Origin of the sequence: Kineosphaera limosa NBRC 100340 (assembly GCF_000298215.1) — a bacterium.
GTDB classification, from domain to species: domain Bacteria; phylum Actinomycetota; class Actinomycetes; order Actinomycetales; family Dermatophilaceae; genus Kineosphaera; species Kineosphaera limosa.
Genome location: NZ_BAHD01000018.1, coordinates 23,974 through 38,824 on the forward strand (window position 1 = coordinate 23,974; position 14,851 = coordinate 38,824).

Here is a 14,851-nt window from a genome sequence, read left to right on the forward strand (position 1 = left end):
GAGCATGAGCGCGCGGGGCGCCGACCACGATGACACCGGGCCCGCGTTGCAGCGGGACCAGCAACCGCCGATGGACGCGAAAACGACATCGGAGCTGGTCCGGCTGGCCGCGTGGGCCAAGCCGCAGGCGGAGCGACTCGCCGATGAGATCTACGCCCAGGTGCTGGCCGGCATGGAGGCCTATCGCGACGAGACGATCGTGCCCGTCGACGATCTGCGCCGCTCGATCGCCCGCAATCTGCGGTTCATGATCGACGCGCTGGCAGACCCGAGCGCCGTCTCCGACCCGACGGTTCCTGCCGACACCGGTCGACGACGGGCGGTGCAGGGCATGCCGCTGCCGGAGGTGCTACGGGCCTACCGCCTGACCTTCATGGGCTTGTGGGATCTGCTGTCCCGCCATGCCCAGACGGATCCCGAGTTCAGCGAGCACACCCTGCTGGCTGCGGCCACCCGCCTGTGGACTCTCTCCGACGACCACGCCGGGCTGCTCACCGAGGCGTACCGGGCGCAGACCATGGAACTGCTCGCCGTGCAACACCGCCGCCGCGGCGCCCTGGTCGAGGCCTTGTTCTCCGGCGAGAACAGCCCCCAGACCGGCCCCTGGGAAACCGCCCGCCTGCTGGGCTTGCCGCCCGATGCCAACAATCTCGTCGTGGCGGCTGAGACCTGCGCCCTGGCCGAGGAAAGCCTGCCAGGCATCGAGGCGCGGCTGGCCGCGATGGGTGTGTCGTCGGCCTGGCGGCTGACGCCCGCACTCCAACTGGGCATCGTCGCGCCCGCGTCGGGCCAGGAGGAGCTGGTGTTGTCAGCCCTCCAGGAGGTCGCGCTGGCCCGCGTCGGAGTGAGCCCGCCGTTCCGGGCGCTGGCCGACAGACCTCGCGCCCTGCACCTGGCACGCATCGTGCTGAGCGGCATCCCGGCGCGGACCATCGAGGTGCGCACCTTCCCGACCGATCCGTTGGCGGCGATGCTGGCGTGCTCCCCGCTCGAGGCGCGCCGACTGGCCGACACCGTGCTCGGCAGCCTGCTCGAACTGCCCAAGGACGACCGGGTTCTGCTGCTGGAGACACTGGACGCCTACCTTCAGCATGACGCCTCCGCCGACCTGACCGGACGCACCCTGCACTGCCACGCCAACACGGTCCGCTACCGGCTCCGGCGCATCGAAGAACTCACGCAGCGTTCGACGCGGGACCCAATGCAGCTCACCGAATTGGCCTCGGCCCTCGTCGCGCTGCGGGTGCTGCCCGACGAGGGCCGAGGGCGCCGGCCGCGCAGGCCTTACGCGGCCTCTCCGGTGGTGGGCGGGTTGCCGTAGGTGACGGACAGGTCGCCGTCGGCGTAGTCGATGTGCACGGTGGCGCCGTCGAGCACGTCGCCGCCGATGAGTGCCCGCCCAACCCGCGTTTCCACCTCGCGGGAGATGAACCGGCGCAGCGGCCGCGCCCCGTAGACCGGGTCGAAGCCCTCCTCCGCGATGAACTCCTCGGCGGCCGGCGTGACCTCCAGGGTCATCCGGCGGTCGGCGAGCCGCTCGCGCAGATCGTCGAGCATGAGGTCGACGATCCGCTCGATCTGCCCCTGGGACAAGGGGCGGAAGAGGATGATCTCGTCGATCCGATTGAGGAACTCGGGCCGGAAGTGCGCCCGCAGCGCCGCGTTGACGTGGTCACGCGCCTCCTGTGTGATCTCCCCGTCCTTGACACCGTCGAGCAGGAACTGCGAGCCGATGTTGGAGGTCATGATGATGACCGTGTTTCGGAAGTCGACGGTGCGCCCCTGGGAGTCGGTGAGCCGCCCGTCGTCGAGTACCTGCAGCAGGGTGTTGAAGACGTCGGGGTGTGCCTTCTCGATCTCGTCGAAGAGCACCACCGAGTATGGCTTTCGGCGCACCGCCTCCGTCAGCTGACCGCCTTCCTCGTAGCCGACGTATCCGGGCGGGGCGCCGATGAGCCGGCTCACCGTGTGCCGCTCCTGGTACTCGCTCATGTCGATGCGTACGACGTTGTCGCCGCTGTCGAAGAGCGCCTGGGCCAGGGTCTTGGCCAGTTCGGTCTTGCCGACGCCCGTGGGCCCCAGAAACAGGAACGAGCCGATGGGGCGGCGCGGGTCTTTGACGCCCGAACGGGCCCGGATGATGGCGTCGGCGACCAGCTGCACCGCCTCGTCCTGCCCCACGACCCGTTCGTGAAGGATCTCGTCCAGCCGCAGCAGCTTGGCCCGCTCGCCCTCCTGCAGCCGGCTCACGGGGATGCCGGTCCACCGGGCGACGATGGTGGCGATCTCGTCTTCGGTGACGACCTCGCGCAGCAGCTTGTTGCCGTGCTGCTTGCCGGCGAGCTTCTCCTCCTCGCCCTCCAGTTTGCGGGTCAGCTCGGGCAGGGTGCCGTGCCGCAGTTCGGCGGCGCGGTTCAGGTCGTAGTTGCGCTCGGCCTGGTCGCTCTCCAAGCGCACCTGTTCGATCTGAGCGCGCAACGCCTGCACCCGCCGCAGTGCCTGCCGCTCGGCCTCCCATTGGGCGCGGGTCGCATCGGATTCCGAGCGCAGGTCGGCAAGCTCGCGGCGCAACTCCTCCAACCGAGCGTGGCTTGCGGCGTCCTCCTCCTTGGCCAGCGCGGCCTCCTCGATCTCCAACCGCCGCAACCGGCGGATGAGCTCGTCGAGTTCGGCCGGCATCGAGTCGATCTCGGTGCGCAGCACGGCGCACCCCTCGTCGACGAGGTCGATGGCCTTGTCGGGCAGGAATCGGTCGGCGATATACCGGTCGCTGAGCACGACGGCCGCGACCAGCGCGCTGTCCAGAATCTTGACACCGTGGAACACCTCGAGCCGCTCACGCAGGCCACGCAGGATGGAAATCGCGTCTTCGACGGTCGGCTCGGACACCATGACCGGTTGGAAGCGTCGCTCGAGGGCGGCGTCCTTCTCGATGTACTTTCGGTACTCGTTGAGGGTCGTCGCACCGATCATGTGCAGTTCGCCGCGGGCGAGCATCGGCTTGAGCATGTTGCCGGCGTCCATCGCGCCCTCGCCGCCCGAACCTGCGCCCACAACGGTGTGCAGTTCGTCGACGAACAGCAGGATGCGACCCTGCGCAGCGGACACCTCGTTGAGCACGGCCTTGAGCCGCTCCTCGAACTCGCCGCGGTACTTGGCGCCCGCGACGAGAGCCCCCATGTCGAGGGCGAAGACGACCTTGTCGCGCAACCCCTCGGGCACATCGCCGTGGGCGATTCGCTGTGCCAGGCCTTCGACGATCGCGGTCTTGCCGACGCCCGGCTCACCGATGAGCACCGGGTTGTTCTTGGATTTGCGCGACAGGATCTGGATCGTGCGACGGATCTCGGAGTCGCGCCCGATGACCGGGTCGAGTTTGTCCGACCGGGCGTCGGCGACGAGGTCGCGCCCGTACTTCTCCAAAGCCTCATACGTCACTTCGGGCATCGCGGAGGTGACCCGCTGGTTGCCGCGGATCTGCGTCAACGCCTGCAGGAAGGTGTCGCGACTGACGCCCTGTTCGGCCAGGCGCCGCCCGGCGGCACTCGCGCTGCCTTCGGCGAGCAGCGCCGCCACCAGGTGCTCGACGGAGACGTATTCGTCCTTGAGCCGTTTCGCCTCGGCGTCCGCGTCGTCCAACAGCCGCGACAGCCGCTGGGTGACGTGCACCTGCCCGGGTGAGGCGCCCGGCCCGGAGACGCTGGGTCGCCGTTTGAGGTCGTCCTCGAGGGAGGTGCGTAGCCGGTCGACGTCGGTGCCGGCGGTCTGCAACAGCCGCGGCACGAGCCCGTCGCCTTGGTCGAGCAGGGCGAGCAGCAGGTGCTCGCCGTCGATCTCCTGGTGGCCGAAGCGAAGCGCCTTGGTCTGGGCGTCGTGCAGCGCCTCCTGCGACTTCTGTGTCAGGCGGTTCAGGTCCATGTCCCTCTCCTAGTCGCTGGTCCCGGCGTCGCGCCGAGGCGGGTGTCCGGCTTGGGTGGCCTGGGCGGCCTCGAGTTCGGCGACGCGGTCGAGCAGGTCGATGACGAGGCCGAGCGCGGCGTAGTTGATGGAGAACGAGGCCCGCAGCCGCTGGATTCGGGCGACGGCCGTGACGTGGTGGAACCCGAACCACAGGCCACCGGCAGCGTCGCGCCCGAGCGGTTCGAGCAGCCCGAGGGCGCACAGGCGGCGCACCCCGTCGGGGTGCAGCCGCACGACCCGGGCGAACGTCTCCAGATCCATGGCCAGCGGGCGGGCGAGTGCGGTGGTCATGCGACGCTCCTGGCTCGAGGGTCGAAGTCGGAGGCAGCGGCGAGCTGCTCGTAGAGCGCCTTGGCCTCGGGCGAGATGTCCTTGGGCATCACGATGCGCAGCTGGGCGTACAGGTCGCCGGCGACACCACGGGTGGAGGGCATCCCGCGACCCTTCAACCGCAGCTTGCGGCCGCTGGAACTCCCGGCGGGGATGCGCACGGTCGCCGACCCTCCCGGGGTGTCGAGCGCGACCTGGGCCCCCAACGCCGCTTCAGATGCCGAGATCGGCAGGGTGACGTGGATGTCCTTGCCCTCGACGCGGTAGCGCGGGTCGGGCGCCAGCCGCACGATGAGATACAGGTCGCCGGCGGGTCCTCCGCCGCTGCCGCGCCCGCCTTGCCCGGCGATCCGCACCCGCTGACCGTCGGTCACGCCCGCCGGAATGTTCACCTCGACCGTGCGGGAGCCACCGGCCCCGGAGATCTCGATGCTGCGGCGGGTACCGGCGTAGGCGTCGGCGAACGGCAACTCGAACTCGACCTCCTGGTCGGCACCTGGCACCGGACCACCGCCCCAACTGCGGCCGCCGCGCCCGGCGCGCCCGCCGAACATGCCGCCGAGCAGGTCGTCGAGGTCGATGTCTTCGGCGCTGGTCCAGCCGCCCTTCGGGCCCCCACCGGAGTAGGAGTAGCTCCCCCCGAACGGATCTCCGCCGCCGTAGCCGCCGCCGAAGGGGTCTTGCCCACCGCGCTGGGCGCGGGCCCACGCCTGGGGGTCGACCCCGTCGGGCACGTGCCGGAAATCAGCCCCGAACGCGTCGTACTTCTTGCGGGTCTGCGGGTCGGAGAGCACGTCGTAGGCCTCGGAGACTTCCTTGAACTTCGCCTCCGCCCCGGGGTCCTTATTGACGTCCGGATGGTACGTGCGCGCCAGCTTGCGATAGGCGCGCTGAATCTCGTCCTGGCTGGCGTCGCGCGCAACACCCAGGTCCGCGTAAAAGTCCTTTTCGGCCATCGCTCACTGCTCCTGGGGGGCCGTGGCGACGATGACGCCGGCGGGCCGCAGCAACGCCTCCGCCGTGCCGTAGCCGGGGCGGGCGACGTGCACCACCGTGCCGGCTGCCTCGGCGTTCGGGACCGACCCGAAGGCCTCGTGGACCGTCGGATCGAACGGCTGCCCCATCGCCTCCAGCGCCGGATAGCCCAGCTGCGCCATGGCCGCGCCGGCCTGCTGATACACCGCCTTCAGGCCCTCAACGAGGGCGGCCGGGTCGCCGGTGGCGTGCTCGATCGCCAGCCCGAGGTTGTCGATCACCGGCAGCCACGTCTGCGCCGCCTGGGAGCGCATCGCCGCGCGCTCCAGTTCGCGCTCGCGCACCGCGCGCTTGCGCACGTTGTCTAGGTCGGCGAGGGCGCGCCGGAGACGATCCTCGGCCTCGTGCACCTGCGCCCACGTGGGGGGCGGCGGGTCGGGTGCCTGCGCCGGGGGCCCCGACGCCGCCTGGGCCTGGTCAGACTCCTCGGCCGAGGTGGAGGGACCCGCGCCCTGCTCCGCGCTCACTCCTTCACCGTGAAGTCGGCGTCGATGACGTCGTCGTCATCCGACGCGCCCGAGGACGCACCCGAGGCACCCGGGGCCCCCGCGCTGCCGGTCCCCGGACCGCCTGCGGCGGCTGCTGCGCTATGGCTGGCCAGACCGTGGAAGATGCCCTGCAACTCCTGGGTCAGGGGACGAACGGTGTCGAGGTCGGCGGACTCCTTGACGGCCTTGCGCGCGTCGGCGACGAGCATCTCGGCGCGGGACCGTTCGTGCGCCGGCACCGCGTCGCCGAGTTCGTTCAGCTGCCGGTCGACCTGGTAAGCGATGCTGTCCAGCTCGTTGCGGGCGTCGGCAGCCTGCCGCAACTTAGAGTCCTCGGCGCGGTGCGACTCGGCATCCTTGACCATGCGCTCGACCTCGTCAGCCTCAAGGGTGGCGCTTTCGGTGATGGTGATCGTCTGTTCGGCGCCGGTGCCCTTGTCCTTGGCCGAGACGTTGAGGATGCCGTTGGCGTCGACGTCGAAGGTGACCTCGATCTGGGGCTCGCCGCGCGGAGCGGGGCGGATGCCAGTGAGTTGGAAGCGGCCGAGCACCCGGTTGTCGGCCGCCCGCTCGCGCTCGCCCTGGAGCACGACGATGTCGACGGCCTCCTGGTTGTCGTCGGCGGTACTGAACGTCTCGGTGCGGCGCGCCGGGATCGTCGTGTTGCGCTCGATGGTCTTCGTCATCATGCCGCCGAGGGTCTCCACGCCCAGGGAAAGCGGGGTGACGTCGAGCAGCAGCACGTCTTTGATCTCGCCCTTGATGATGGCGGCCTGAGTGGCTGCGCCGATGGCGACAACCTCGTCGGGGTTGACCGTCATGTTCGGGTCTTTGCCGCCGGTCAAGCGCCGCACCTCGGCCTGCACCGCGGGGATGCGGGTCGACCCGCCGACGAGGATCACCTCGTCAATGTCGTTCGCCGTGACCTTGGCGTCGGCCATTGCCTGCTGCACCGGCCCGCGGGTGCGCTCGACGAGGTCGTGGGTGATCTCGTCAAAGGTGGAGCGCATAACGGTGACGACCAGGTGCTTGGGACCGGACGCGGTGGCCGTGATGAACGGCAGGTTTACCTGCGTCTGGGTGACATTCGACAGCTCGACCTTCGCCTTTTCGGCGGCCTCGAAGAGCCGCTGCAGGGCCTGCGGGTCGTCGCGCAGATCGACGCCCTCGTCCTTCTGGAACTGGTCGGCCAAGTAATCGACGAGGCGCCGGTCGAAGTCGTCGCCGCCGAGGTGCCCGTCACCGGAGGTCGACATAACCTCGACGACGCCGTCACCGACGGTCAGAATGCTGACGTCGAAGGTGCCGCCACCGAGGTCGAAGACGAGCACCGTCTCGTTCTTCTGCTTCTCCAGGCCGTAGGCCAGCGCGGCCGCGGTCGGCTCGTTGACGATTCGCAGCACCTCGAGGCCGGCAATCCGGCCGGCGTCCTTAGTGGCCTGGCGTTGGGCGTCGTTGAAGTAGGCGGGGACGGTGATGACCGCCTCGGTCACCTTCTCCCCCAAGTACTTTCCGGCATCTTCGACGAGCTTGCGCAGGATGAGCGCGGAGATCTCCTCCGGGCTCTGCTGCTTGCCGTTGACTGTGAATCGCACCGCGCCGTCGGGTCCGTCGACGATGTCGAAGGAGACCGCCTTTTGCTCCGAGTCGACCTCGTTGCCTCGCCGACCCATGAAGCGCTTGGCGGAGGAGACGGTGCCCTTGGGGTTGAGGATGGCCTGGCGGCGAGCGAGTTGGCCGACGAGGCGCTCGCCGGCGTCGGTGAACGCGACGACCGAGGGCGTCGTGCGCGAACCCTCGCTGTTGGGGATGACGACCGGGTGCCCGCCCTCCATCGTTGCGATGACGGAGTTGGTAGTCCCGAGGTCGATTCCTACTGCCTTGGCCATGGCGTCTCTCCTAGGTGCGCGGGTGCGGATTCCGGCGGCACGGCACCTGCGTAGCTGGTACGGGTGCGCGGGACGCGGATTGTGCGGATTGTCAGGAGGTGTGGCACCCAGGCTGCCGGGGCGCTCGCGATGAGCACGTGGGGCGGGTGTCCACTCGGACGCTACGCGCGACTCCCGGCCCGCGGGAGACGCAGATCACAGAACTGTCGAAGCCGACAGTCGGAGGCGTGGCGCCCGACAACAACGCCTCGCCTCCGACTGCAGCGGCTTGCGCGCGATGGTGGCCGCGGGATGGCGCAACGTCAGCGGCGGAGTGCGGTCGGGGTGGGCTCAGCGGTGGAAGCGCTCCCTGAGGGCCTGCAGCCGCTCGTGGAACTTCTCCTTGAACTCCGCGCGGTGCTGCTCACGCAGCGTTTCGCGGGCTGCCTTGGCGGCGTGTTCCGCGGCCTGCTGCTGCGCCTCGAGCTCCGCCAGCACCTGCTCGCGAGGGAAGCGACGGATGGTGCCGTCGAAGCCGGCGACGAACTCATCGAGCGTCGCGGGTGAGTCGGCGCTAACCTCCGCGATGATCGCCGTGCTTCCGGCCGCCACGTCAGCGGCCATCTCGGTGACGAGTTGACGGTCGCTGTCGAATCGGTCGGCGTCGACGAGCGCGCCGGCGGCGGTGCCGGCCGTCCAACCGAGCAGCACGCCAATGGGGCCACCGAGCACGCCGACGAGCATCCCGATGAGGGAGCCGCCGAGCATGCCACTGCCCCATTGTGAGTCGGCCCCCTCGGGCACGGTCAGGCGGCCGTCCGCGTCACGCTCCACGAGGACTGCGTCGTCGATTTCGACGTCGACGTTCTTCAACTTGGTGAACGCTTCGTAGGTCTGGCTGTTGGTCGGGAAGGTCATGAGGACGACGGAGGTGGTCATCAGGATTCCTTGTCAATTCCATGTCATCGAACGGTCAGCACATCAGGCGGGGCTGGCGTGGCAGCGCCGGCCCGTCCGTCACGCTAGGCCTATTTGGGACGCACTGGAGTGGGACCGGTTGCGGACTGTTCGGACGGGCAGCCAAGGCTGTGGCGCCCCACAGCGCACGCCTCGTCGGTGCCGTCGAGCTGACACGATGCAGTGGGAACCTATCGCTGGGTCCGCGCGACATGAGGGTGTGAACACGGGGGCAGTGGCGTGAACGCGGGGGCAGAGGTGTTGGCGGAGCCGGATGAGGAGTCGCCGCTGTCGGCGGTGTACCGCAGCGAGCGCGACGACTTGGTGCGCTTCGCGGCGTTCGTCACCGGCGACGTGGGCGCCGCGGTCGAGCTGGTGCATGACGCCTTCGCCGACCTCCACGAGGTCTGGGAGAACGTTCAGTCGCCCGCCGCGTGGCTGCGGTCGGCGGTCGGCCGGCGCTCGGTGTCGTGGGTGCGGCGGCGGATCGTCGCCCGCCGGTACCTGCAGTCCCAGACCGGAGGCGGGTCGGTCGCCGCGGTCGATGTGCCTCAGTTGGTGAACGTGCGGCAGGCGGTGGCCAAGCTCTCTCCGCAGCGGCGGGCCGTCGTGTTCTGCCGCTTCTACCTCGACCTCTCCGAGGCCGAAACCGCCCGAACGTTGCAGGTGCCGCTCGGCACCGTGAAGTCGCGCCTGTCCCGGGCGATGCGTGAGCTGGAGGAGGCCCTCGATGACTGAGCCCCGTGAGCAGGAGGCACGGGTCCGCGCCGCGGTCCTGGGCCTCATCGACACCATCGACGTACCGCCGGACTCCGGCGAGCCGCCCCGGCGAGAGCGCCGAGGCCGACGACGAGCGATGCTCGCCGGGGTCGCGGCCGCAGTCGCGTTGCTGCTCCTGGTGGTCGCGATCGGCAGCAGCAGGCCCGTGCGCGACATGCCGGCCAGCTCGAACGGACCGACGCTGCCCGCCGAGCTCCCCGGCTACCGACAGTGGCGGCTGCCGCAATCGTGGAGCCCGCTGCCCGGCGTCGCGATGACCTGGCGGTTCCACACCGACCATGGCTGGGGGCCGCTCGACCCTCCGCGGCAGGCGCTACTCGGATCCGACCTGAGCACGATGCGCTACCTCACCGGCGCTGGCACCCCCGACGCCAGCGTCGTTTCCCCCGATGGGCTCCACCTGGCGTCGCGCACCGACGAGGGTGTGCGGCTCGACGACCTGACGACCGGCGAGCACGTCGAGATCCCCTTCCCGGAGCTGATCCCCCGGGGGGACACCTCGTTGACGGTTATGGCGTGGTCGCCCGATTCGCAACTGGCGTATGTCACGCTCCGCGTAGGTCGGGCCGAATCGGTCTACGAGGTGAGCCCGGCCGGCCGGCGCCAGGTCCCGAGCCTTAGTCGCACGTGGGCGATCGCGCCCTCCCCTGACGGAGTCGCGCTGGCTGTCGCGCCAGGGCTCAACTCCCAAGAACCCGAGGACGTCGTCGTCATCGACCGGCGCACGGGACAGCCCCTGTTCGTGAGGGCAGGTTGGCGGGGATTGACGGAAGGCCTGCCCGGAACCCCGATCTGGAGCCTTGACGGGAGCGAACTGCTCGTCGTGCGGGACGATTACCCTGCCGGCGACCCGATCCAGGGAAAGTTGAAGGTCACCACCGTCGACGTCCGCACCGGCGCCCGGCAGGTCGTGGAGTCACCGGGTTACGACTGCTCCCCACTGGCGATGCTCAGCAACCGCCGCATGCTGTGCCTATCCACGGCCGCAACGACCCCCGGAGTGCCGTACGACGAGGCCCCCATGGGTCTGTCCATCTTCGACCTGAGCACCGGAGAGCGCACGGTCGTCGCCCTTTTGCCCGACACCTCCGCAGGCGTGATCTTCCTCAACGTCGCCGCCGACCTGGCCCGCACCTGGCACTTCGCGATGTCCAAGCCGTGGCACGCCCCGGCGCCCTGAGGATCCGAACTCCCCCCGGTGATTTCTCGTCCGAGCCGTGACGAAGACATCCGCCACGTTCGTCCGTCACGTTCGTCCGTCACGTTCGTCCGTCACGTTCGTCCGTCACGTTCGTCCGTCCGTCACAGTCGGGCGTCGAGCACGGCGCGTGGCGCTTTGAGTAACCGACGATCTGCGGTCACCAACGGCATCTGCTCCACCACGGCCTGGGCATAAAGCAGCCGGTCGAAGGGGTCGCGGTGTTCGAGGACGGCAGGTTCACCCAGCGCTGACGCCTGACCCCACGTGATGGGCAACTGCTTCAACTTTGCCTGGGCGAGCAATTCCACAAAGTCCTCAGGGAGCTCCAGCTGCCCTCGCTCGGCCTTGATGTGCAGTTCCCAGACGCTCGCCGCCGAAACGTAGGCCTCGGCAATGGCCAGCATCGAGCGCGTCTGCGACCCCAGTTTCGGCGAGTCATCCAGAACCCACAGCACGACGTGGGAGTCCAGAAGCACCCGGTTCATAGGACGCTGCCATCGCCCTCGAAGAGGTCCGCGATCTCGTCGTTGTCGACATCGAAGGTTTCGTCGTCGTACCGAATCCGACCACGCCCGACGCCGAGCGTGACACCCCCAGCGCGATGGGGCACGAGATCGGCGATCGGCGTACCCGCCTTGGCGATCGTGATCTCCTCACCGTCGCGCACGCGCTCGAGCAGTCGCGACAGGTGAGTCTTCGCCTCATGGATGTTGACGATGACCATCTACCCATCATCGCCGAACGCCCTTAGTTTAGTCTAGTCAACTCGCGCGCTCCCGGGAGGTAGCCAGCCCTGACGACCATCAGAGCCGCGCCGGTTCGAGCACCTCGTCGTACCCTGGGAGGCATGGCGATGGACCCCGCGACCTTGATCCGAGACGGCCTCGCGCTCGACGCTGATCAGCGCGCGGTCGTTGCCAATCTGCTGCTCGACAGCCTCCATGACGCAAGTGACACGGACGAAGTCGATGCAGCCTGGCGGGCCGAGGCCACCCGACGACTGGCCGAAGTACGCGCCGGTGCCGTCGAGTTGGTGGATGCTGACGAGCACTACGCCCGTTTGCGTGCCTCGATCACCGGATGACCCTGGCCCAGCAGGAGCATCCCGAGGCCGTCGCCGAGTTCGACGCCGCCGTGCGCTGGATCACCATCAACGGGCGGCGCCGAGGGTGGTGGGGTCGGTGTTGGCGCCGCAGATGATGACGACGACCGTCTCCCCGGAGGCGGGTCGGTAGGCCTGGGCGGTCAGCGCCGCGTAGGCGGTCGCGGCGCCGTGTTCCGCGGGGATGCGGCAGTCGTCCCAGAGCGCGTCGCGGGCCGCGACGATCGCCTCGTCCTCGACGAGCACGCTGACCGGGTGGGTCTGCCTGGCCTGCTCGAAGCCTTGGGCGCCAAGGCGGCGGGCGCCCGGGGAGTCGGCGGCCACCCCGGAGACCGAGACGTCGACCGGCTCCCCAGCGGCCAGCGCCGCGTGCAGGGTCGGCGCGCGAGTCGGCTCGGCCGCGACGACGCGCACCCCTCGGTCGTTGGCCACCGCGGCAATTCCTGCGAACAGTCCCCCGCCGCCGACGGCGACGACGATCGTGTCGACGTGCGGCACGTCCTCCAGGATCTCCAACGCGATGACGCCCGCGCCGGCGGCAATGTCGGGCTGGTCGTAGGCGTGGCAGAACAACGCGCCGGTGCTCGCGACGTACTCCTGAGCCGCCTCGAACGCCTCCGCATACTCGGTGCCGGCGCGCTGCACCCGCGCCCCGTAGGCGTGGAGGAGGTCGACCTTGACCTGCGGCGCGGTCGTCGGCACGAACACCGTGGCGGGCACCCCGAGTCGCGCGGCCGCATAGGCGTTGGCAAGCCCCGCGTTGCCCCCGGACGCCGCGACGACACCGGCCACGGCATCCAGCTCACCCCGCTCCCGCGCCGCCAACTGCCGGTTGAACGCCCCCCGGGTCTTGAACACCCCGCACGTCTGCAGAAACTCGGCCTTGAACCACAGTCCGCCGCCGACGGCCGTCACCACCGGTGTCCGTCGCACGAACGGCTCGATCCGAGCCTGAGCCTCCTGCACCTGCGCAACCGTGACCATCAAGACTCCTTCGGGACGACCGGCGCATTCCGCCCGATCGTTGCGGACGACTGGGAGTGCAACTATAGTTTCAATATTAGAACTTTTCTATCGATTGGGGTGTCATCATGCACTTGGCGCACCCGCTGCAGTCCCTCTCGCCTAGCCTGGACATGCGCGTCCTCACCTGCGTCGCGCGGTCGACGAAGATCTACAGCCTCGGCGAGATCGCGGACTACGCGGGGGCCTCGCGACCGGGGGTCCGCCTGGCCGCCGAGCGCCTCGCGGAACAAGGCTTGCTCGACGAGATCTCCATCGGCCGAACGCGCGGCTACAGCCTCAACCGCGAACACGTCCTCACCGAGCCGCTGCTCGCCGCGGCGAACGGTCGCGCCACTGCCATTTCGCGCATCCGCGAGCGCATCGAAGGCTGGACGCTGCCCGCACAGCACGCTGTTCTGTTCGGTTCCGCGGCACGCCGCGAAGGTGATGCGAGCAGCGACGTGGACCTCCTCATCGTCCCGCAAGCAGAAGGAGCCCACCAGGATGACCTCTGGTCCACCCAGATCCTTGAACTAGTGACGGCCGTGCGCCGCTGGACCGGTAACAGCTGTGACGTCGTCACCCTCTCTCCGAAGGAATGGTCCGATCTGAGCGACAGCGACGAGCCATTCGCCGTTGAGATCCGTCGCGAGGGTATGGATCTGCTCGAACAATCGCGCGCTTTCCTCGCCAGCAGCAGCCAATGACGCCCCGAAAACCGGCCCGCACGGTTAGGGGGACACCTGGCGATGCACGCGCTCGCCGCGAGGACGGCGATCTCCTGATGGACCGCGCGAGCCTGGGTGACCTGAATGATCCACGATCCCGGAAGGTCGATGCGGCCATTGCCGTACTGGCAGGGATCGCCTATGCCGATGCGACCTGCATTGCCCTGCTCGGCGAGAGGAGTTCGAGCGGCGACCACTCGCACGCTGTCCAGCTACTCCGACAGGCAGACCCTCAAGCCGCCTCGGATCTACAGACCCTGATCAGCATCAAGACTCAGGCACAGTACGGGGTGGCCGCGCTCAACTCCGACTCAGCCACACGGGCCATGCGCGCCGCAGACAGGCTTGGCCAGCGAGCGTCCGAGGTGTAGAGCACGCTACCCCCGGGCCTGAGGCGAAGCCCGTCACTTGGTGGCGAGGAGGTCGCGCATGGCGGCGATGATCTGGGCTTGGGCGGTGGCGCGGTCGATAGTAGGGGTGCCGTCGCCGGACTGGGGGCCGTAGTCGCCGAAGTAGGCGTGGATGCCGCCGTCGATCGGCACGAAGCGTGCATCGGCGGGCAGGAGGGGTCGGGAGGCTTCGATGTCCGCCGGGGTGGCCAGGCCATCGCGGGTGCCGTAGATGCTAGCCACCGGCTGCTGCGGGACGGTCGTCGCGCCGTCGGGATAGGAGGCCCACAGCGCGAGGCCGTGGATGCGTGGGTCACCCGACGCCGCAGCTCGCGCCGCGGCCACGCCGCCGAGACTGTGCCCCGCGACCATCCACCGGCGTTCCTGCGAGCCGGACTCCGCGTAGGCATCGACGATCCGCTCCGGGGCGCCGAGCGCGAGGAAGCCGATCCCCAACGGTTGTTTGACGATGACCACCGGGTGGCCCGCCTCCGCGAGTGGAGTGAGCAGCGGCACGTAGGCGCGCGCGTCGACCCGGGCGCCAGGCTGGAAGATGAGCCCGGCCACCGAGCCGGCAGGTTCGGCAGGTTCGGCAGTGGGAGTCAGCGTGATCGACGTCGCGTCCTGCGTCACCGCGACCTGCGCGGTGCCGGACATCGCGGCCACCGCCGTCGCGTCTCCGGAGTACGGCCGCAGCCACACGACGCCGACAGCCACCAGCACGGCGAGCACGAGGCCCAGCGCCGCGCCGACCAGCCGTAGGCCCCCACGCCGGACAACCTCCGCCTCCGCACCGCGCCGACGCGCGCGCAAGGCGCCGACGATCAAGAGCAGCCCCACGAAGCCCGCGACGGCCAGCACCACCGCGTACGCCGGATGGCCGTCGCGAACCGCGTCGAACCTGGTCGCCAACACCCAGGCGGGGGCCGCCACCAGTGCCGCACCGGCGGCCGGGCGCGCGAACCTCACAGCGCGCTGCGCCACGGTGAACCGACCCGAGCATGCAGG

Annotated in this window: 16 protein-coding genes; 6 read left to right on the forward strand and 10 right to left on the reverse strand. The window is 69.5% G+C overall.

Annotation, left to right across the window (positions count from 1 at the left end):
* The first annotated feature begins 4 nt into the window (after positions 1 to 4).
* Entirely contained in the window at positions 5 to 1,321 is a 1,317-nt protein-coding gene (locus KILIM_RS06305; protein WP_006591810.1) for a PucR family transcriptional regulator, read from the forward strand.
* Here the strand turns inward: KILIM_RS06305 and clpB are convergent.
* The 6 genes from clpB to KILIM_RS06335 all read right to left on the reverse strand — a co-directional run bounded on the left by clpB (position 1,285) and on the right by KILIM_RS06335 (position 8,620).
* On the reverse strand, positions 1,285 to 3,918 hold the full coding sequence (gene clpB, locus KILIM_RS06310; RefSeq protein ID WP_006591811.1) for an ATP-dependent chaperone ClpB: 2,634 nt from the start codon (positions 3,916 to 3,918) through the stop codon (positions 1,285 to 1,287). The two genes, KILIM_RS06305 and clpB, sit on opposite strands and share 37 nt — an antisense overlap.
* Before the next feature lie 9 nt (positions 3,919 to 3,927).
* Positions 3,928 to 4,251 carry a chaperone modulator CbpM gene (locus KILIM_RS06315; RefSeq protein ID WP_006591812.1) on the reverse strand — a complete coding sequence of 108 codons (324 nt, stop codon included), beginning with the start codon at positions 4,249 to 4,251 and terminating at the stop codon, positions 3,928 to 3,930.
* On the reverse strand, positions 4,248 to 5,246 hold the full coding sequence (locus KILIM_RS06320; protein ID WP_006591813.1) for a DnaJ C-terminal domain-containing protein: 999 nt from the start codon (positions 5,244 to 5,246) through the stop codon (positions 4,248 to 4,250). Before KILIM_RS06320 ends, KILIM_RS06315 begins: the two co-directional genes overlap by 4 nt.
* A 3-nt stretch (positions 5,247 to 5,249) precedes the next feature.
* Positions 5,250 to 5,792 (reverse strand): nucleotide exchange factor GrpE, encoded by a 543-nt coding sequence (locus KILIM_RS06325; RefSeq protein WP_006591814.1) that lies wholly within the window; start codon positions 5,790 to 5,792, stop codon positions 5,250 to 5,252.
* Entirely contained in the window at positions 5,789 to 7,702 is a 1,914-nt protein-coding gene (gene dnaK, locus KILIM_RS06330) for a molecular chaperone DnaK (protein ID WP_006591815.1), read from the reverse strand. The genes KILIM_RS06325 and dnaK overlap by 4 nt, the downstream gene beginning before the upstream one ends.
* A 330-nt stretch (positions 7,703 to 8,032) precedes the next feature.
* Entirely contained in the window at positions 8,033 to 8,620 is a 588-nt protein-coding gene (locus KILIM_RS06335) for a DUF1269 domain-containing protein (RefSeq protein WP_006591816.1), read from the reverse strand.
* Positions 8,621 to 8,878: 258 nt separating this feature from the next.
* Between KILIM_RS06335 and KILIM_RS06340 the strand changes: the two genes are divergently transcribed.
* Complete coding sequence (locus tag KILIM_RS06340) at positions 8,879 to 9,376, forward strand: RNA polymerase sigma factor (RefSeq protein ID WP_006591817.1); 498 nt, start codon at positions 8,879 to 8,881, stop codon at positions 9,374 to 9,376.
* Complete coding sequence (locus tag KILIM_RS06345; protein ID WP_006591818.1) at positions 9,369 to 10,598, forward strand: TolB family protein; 1,230 nt, start codon at positions 9,369 to 9,371, stop codon at positions 10,596 to 10,598. The genes KILIM_RS06340 and KILIM_RS06345 overlap by 8 nt, the downstream gene beginning before the upstream one ends.
* 122 nt (positions 10,599 to 10,720) lie before the next feature.
* On the opposite strand, the gene KILIM_RS06350 is transcribed toward KILIM_RS06345, so the two are convergent.
* Positions 10,721 to 11,095 (reverse strand): type II toxin-antitoxin system VapC family toxin, encoded by a 375-nt coding sequence (locus tag KILIM_RS06350; RefSeq protein ID WP_217997064.1) that lies wholly within the window; start codon positions 11,093 to 11,095, stop codon positions 10,721 to 10,723.
* A gap of 5 nt (positions 11,096 to 11,100) precedes the next feature.
* Positions 11,101 to 11,343, reverse strand: a complete 243-nt coding sequence (locus tag KILIM_RS06355) for a type II toxin-antitoxin system Phd/YefM family antitoxin (RefSeq protein WP_006591820.1) — start codon at positions 11,341 to 11,343, stop codon at positions 11,101 to 11,103.
* A 123-nt stretch (positions 11,344 to 11,466) separates the two neighbouring features.
* On the opposite strand from KILIM_RS06355, the gene KILIM_RS06360 reads away from it, so the two are divergent.
* Positions 11,467 to 11,703 carry an addiction module protein gene (locus tag KILIM_RS06360; protein WP_006591821.1) on the forward strand — a complete coding sequence of 79 codons (237 nt, stop codon included), beginning with the start codon at positions 11,467 to 11,469 and terminating at the stop codon, positions 11,701 to 11,703.
* Between the two features lie 66 nt (positions 11,704 to 11,769).
* Here KILIM_RS06360 and KILIM_RS06365 read toward each other — a convergent pair whose 3' ends face one another.
* Positions 11,770 to 12,705 carry a threonine/serine dehydratase gene (locus tag KILIM_RS06365; RefSeq protein WP_006591822.1) on the reverse strand — a complete coding sequence of 312 codons (936 nt, stop codon included), beginning with the start codon at positions 12,703 to 12,705 and terminating at the stop codon, positions 11,770 to 11,772.
* Between the two features lie 152 nt (positions 12,706 to 12,857).
* Here KILIM_RS06365 and KILIM_RS06370 point away from each other — a divergent pair, with 152 nt between their 5' ends.
* Both KILIM_RS06370 and KILIM_RS06375 read left to right on the forward strand, forming a co-directional pair.
* Positions 12,858 to 13,433 carry a nucleotidyltransferase domain-containing protein gene (locus KILIM_RS06370; RefSeq protein WP_157551511.1) on the forward strand — a complete coding sequence of 192 codons (576 nt, stop codon included), beginning with the start codon at positions 12,858 to 12,860 and terminating at the stop codon, positions 13,431 to 13,433.
* Between the two features lie 77 nt (positions 13,434 to 13,510).
* Positions 13,511 to 13,825 (forward strand): hypothetical protein, encoded by a 315-nt coding sequence (locus tag KILIM_RS06375; RefSeq protein ID WP_083875945.1) that lies wholly within the window; start codon positions 13,511 to 13,513, stop codon positions 13,823 to 13,825.
* Between the two features lie 33 nt (positions 13,826 to 13,858).
* Here KILIM_RS06375 and KILIM_RS06380 read toward each other — a convergent pair whose 3' ends face one another.
* Positions 13,859 to 14,812, reverse strand: coding sequence for an alpha/beta hydrolase (locus KILIM_RS06380; protein ID WP_083875947.1), 954 nt, complete (start codon positions 14,810 to 14,812; stop codon positions 13,859 to 13,861).
* Between the last annotated feature and the right edge of the window lie 39 nt (positions 14,813 to 14,851).

Bases quoted from the DNA above. Each gene is read 5' to 3' on its own strand.
- KILIM_RS06365 (WP_006591822.1), bottom strand. From the start codon at position 12,705: ATGGTCACGGTTGCGCAGGTGCAGGAGGCTCAGGCTCGGATCGAGCCG.
- KILIM_RS06335 (WP_006591816.1), bottom strand. From the start codon at position 8,620: ATGACCACCTCCGTCGTCCTCATGACCTTCCCGACCAACAGCCAGACC.
- KILIM_RS06315 (WP_006591812.1), bottom strand. From the start codon at position 4,251: ATGACCACCGCACTCGCCCGCCCGCTGGCCATGGATCTGGAGACGTTC.
- KILIM_RS06345 (WP_006591818.1), top strand. From the start codon at position 9,369: ATGACTGAGCCCCGTGAGCAGGAGGCACGGGTCCGCGCCGCGGTCCTG.
- KILIM_RS06375 (WP_083875945.1), top strand. From the start codon at position 13,511: ATGGACCGCGCGAGCCTGGGTGACCTGAATGATCCACGATCCCGGAAG.
- dnaK (WP_006591815.1), bottom strand. From the start codon at position 7,702: ATGGCCAAGGCAGTAGGAATCGACCTCGGGACTACCAACTCCGTCATC.
- clpB (WP_006591811.1), bottom strand. From the start codon at position 3,918: ATGGACCTGAACCGCCTGACACAGAAGTCGCAGGAGGCGCTGCACGAC.
- KILIM_RS06320 (WP_006591813.1), bottom strand. From the start codon at position 5,246: ATGGCCGAAAAGGACTTTTACGCGGACCTGGGTGTTGCGCGCGACGCC.
- KILIM_RS06370 (WP_157551511.1), top strand. From the start codon at position 12,858: ATGCGCGTCCTCACCTGCGTCGCGCGGTCGACGAAGATCTACAGCCTC.
- KILIM_RS06305 (WP_006591810.1), top strand. From the start codon at position 5: ATGAGCGCGCGGGGCGCCGACCACGATGACACCGGGCCCGCGTTGCAG.
- KILIM_RS06360 (WP_006591821.1), top strand. From the start codon at position 11,467: ATGGCGATGGACCCCGCGACCTTGATCCGAGACGGCCTCGCGCTCGAC.
- KILIM_RS06355 (WP_006591820.1), bottom strand. From the start codon at position 11,343: ATGGTCATCGTCAACATCCATGAGGCGAAGACTCACCTGTCGCGACTG.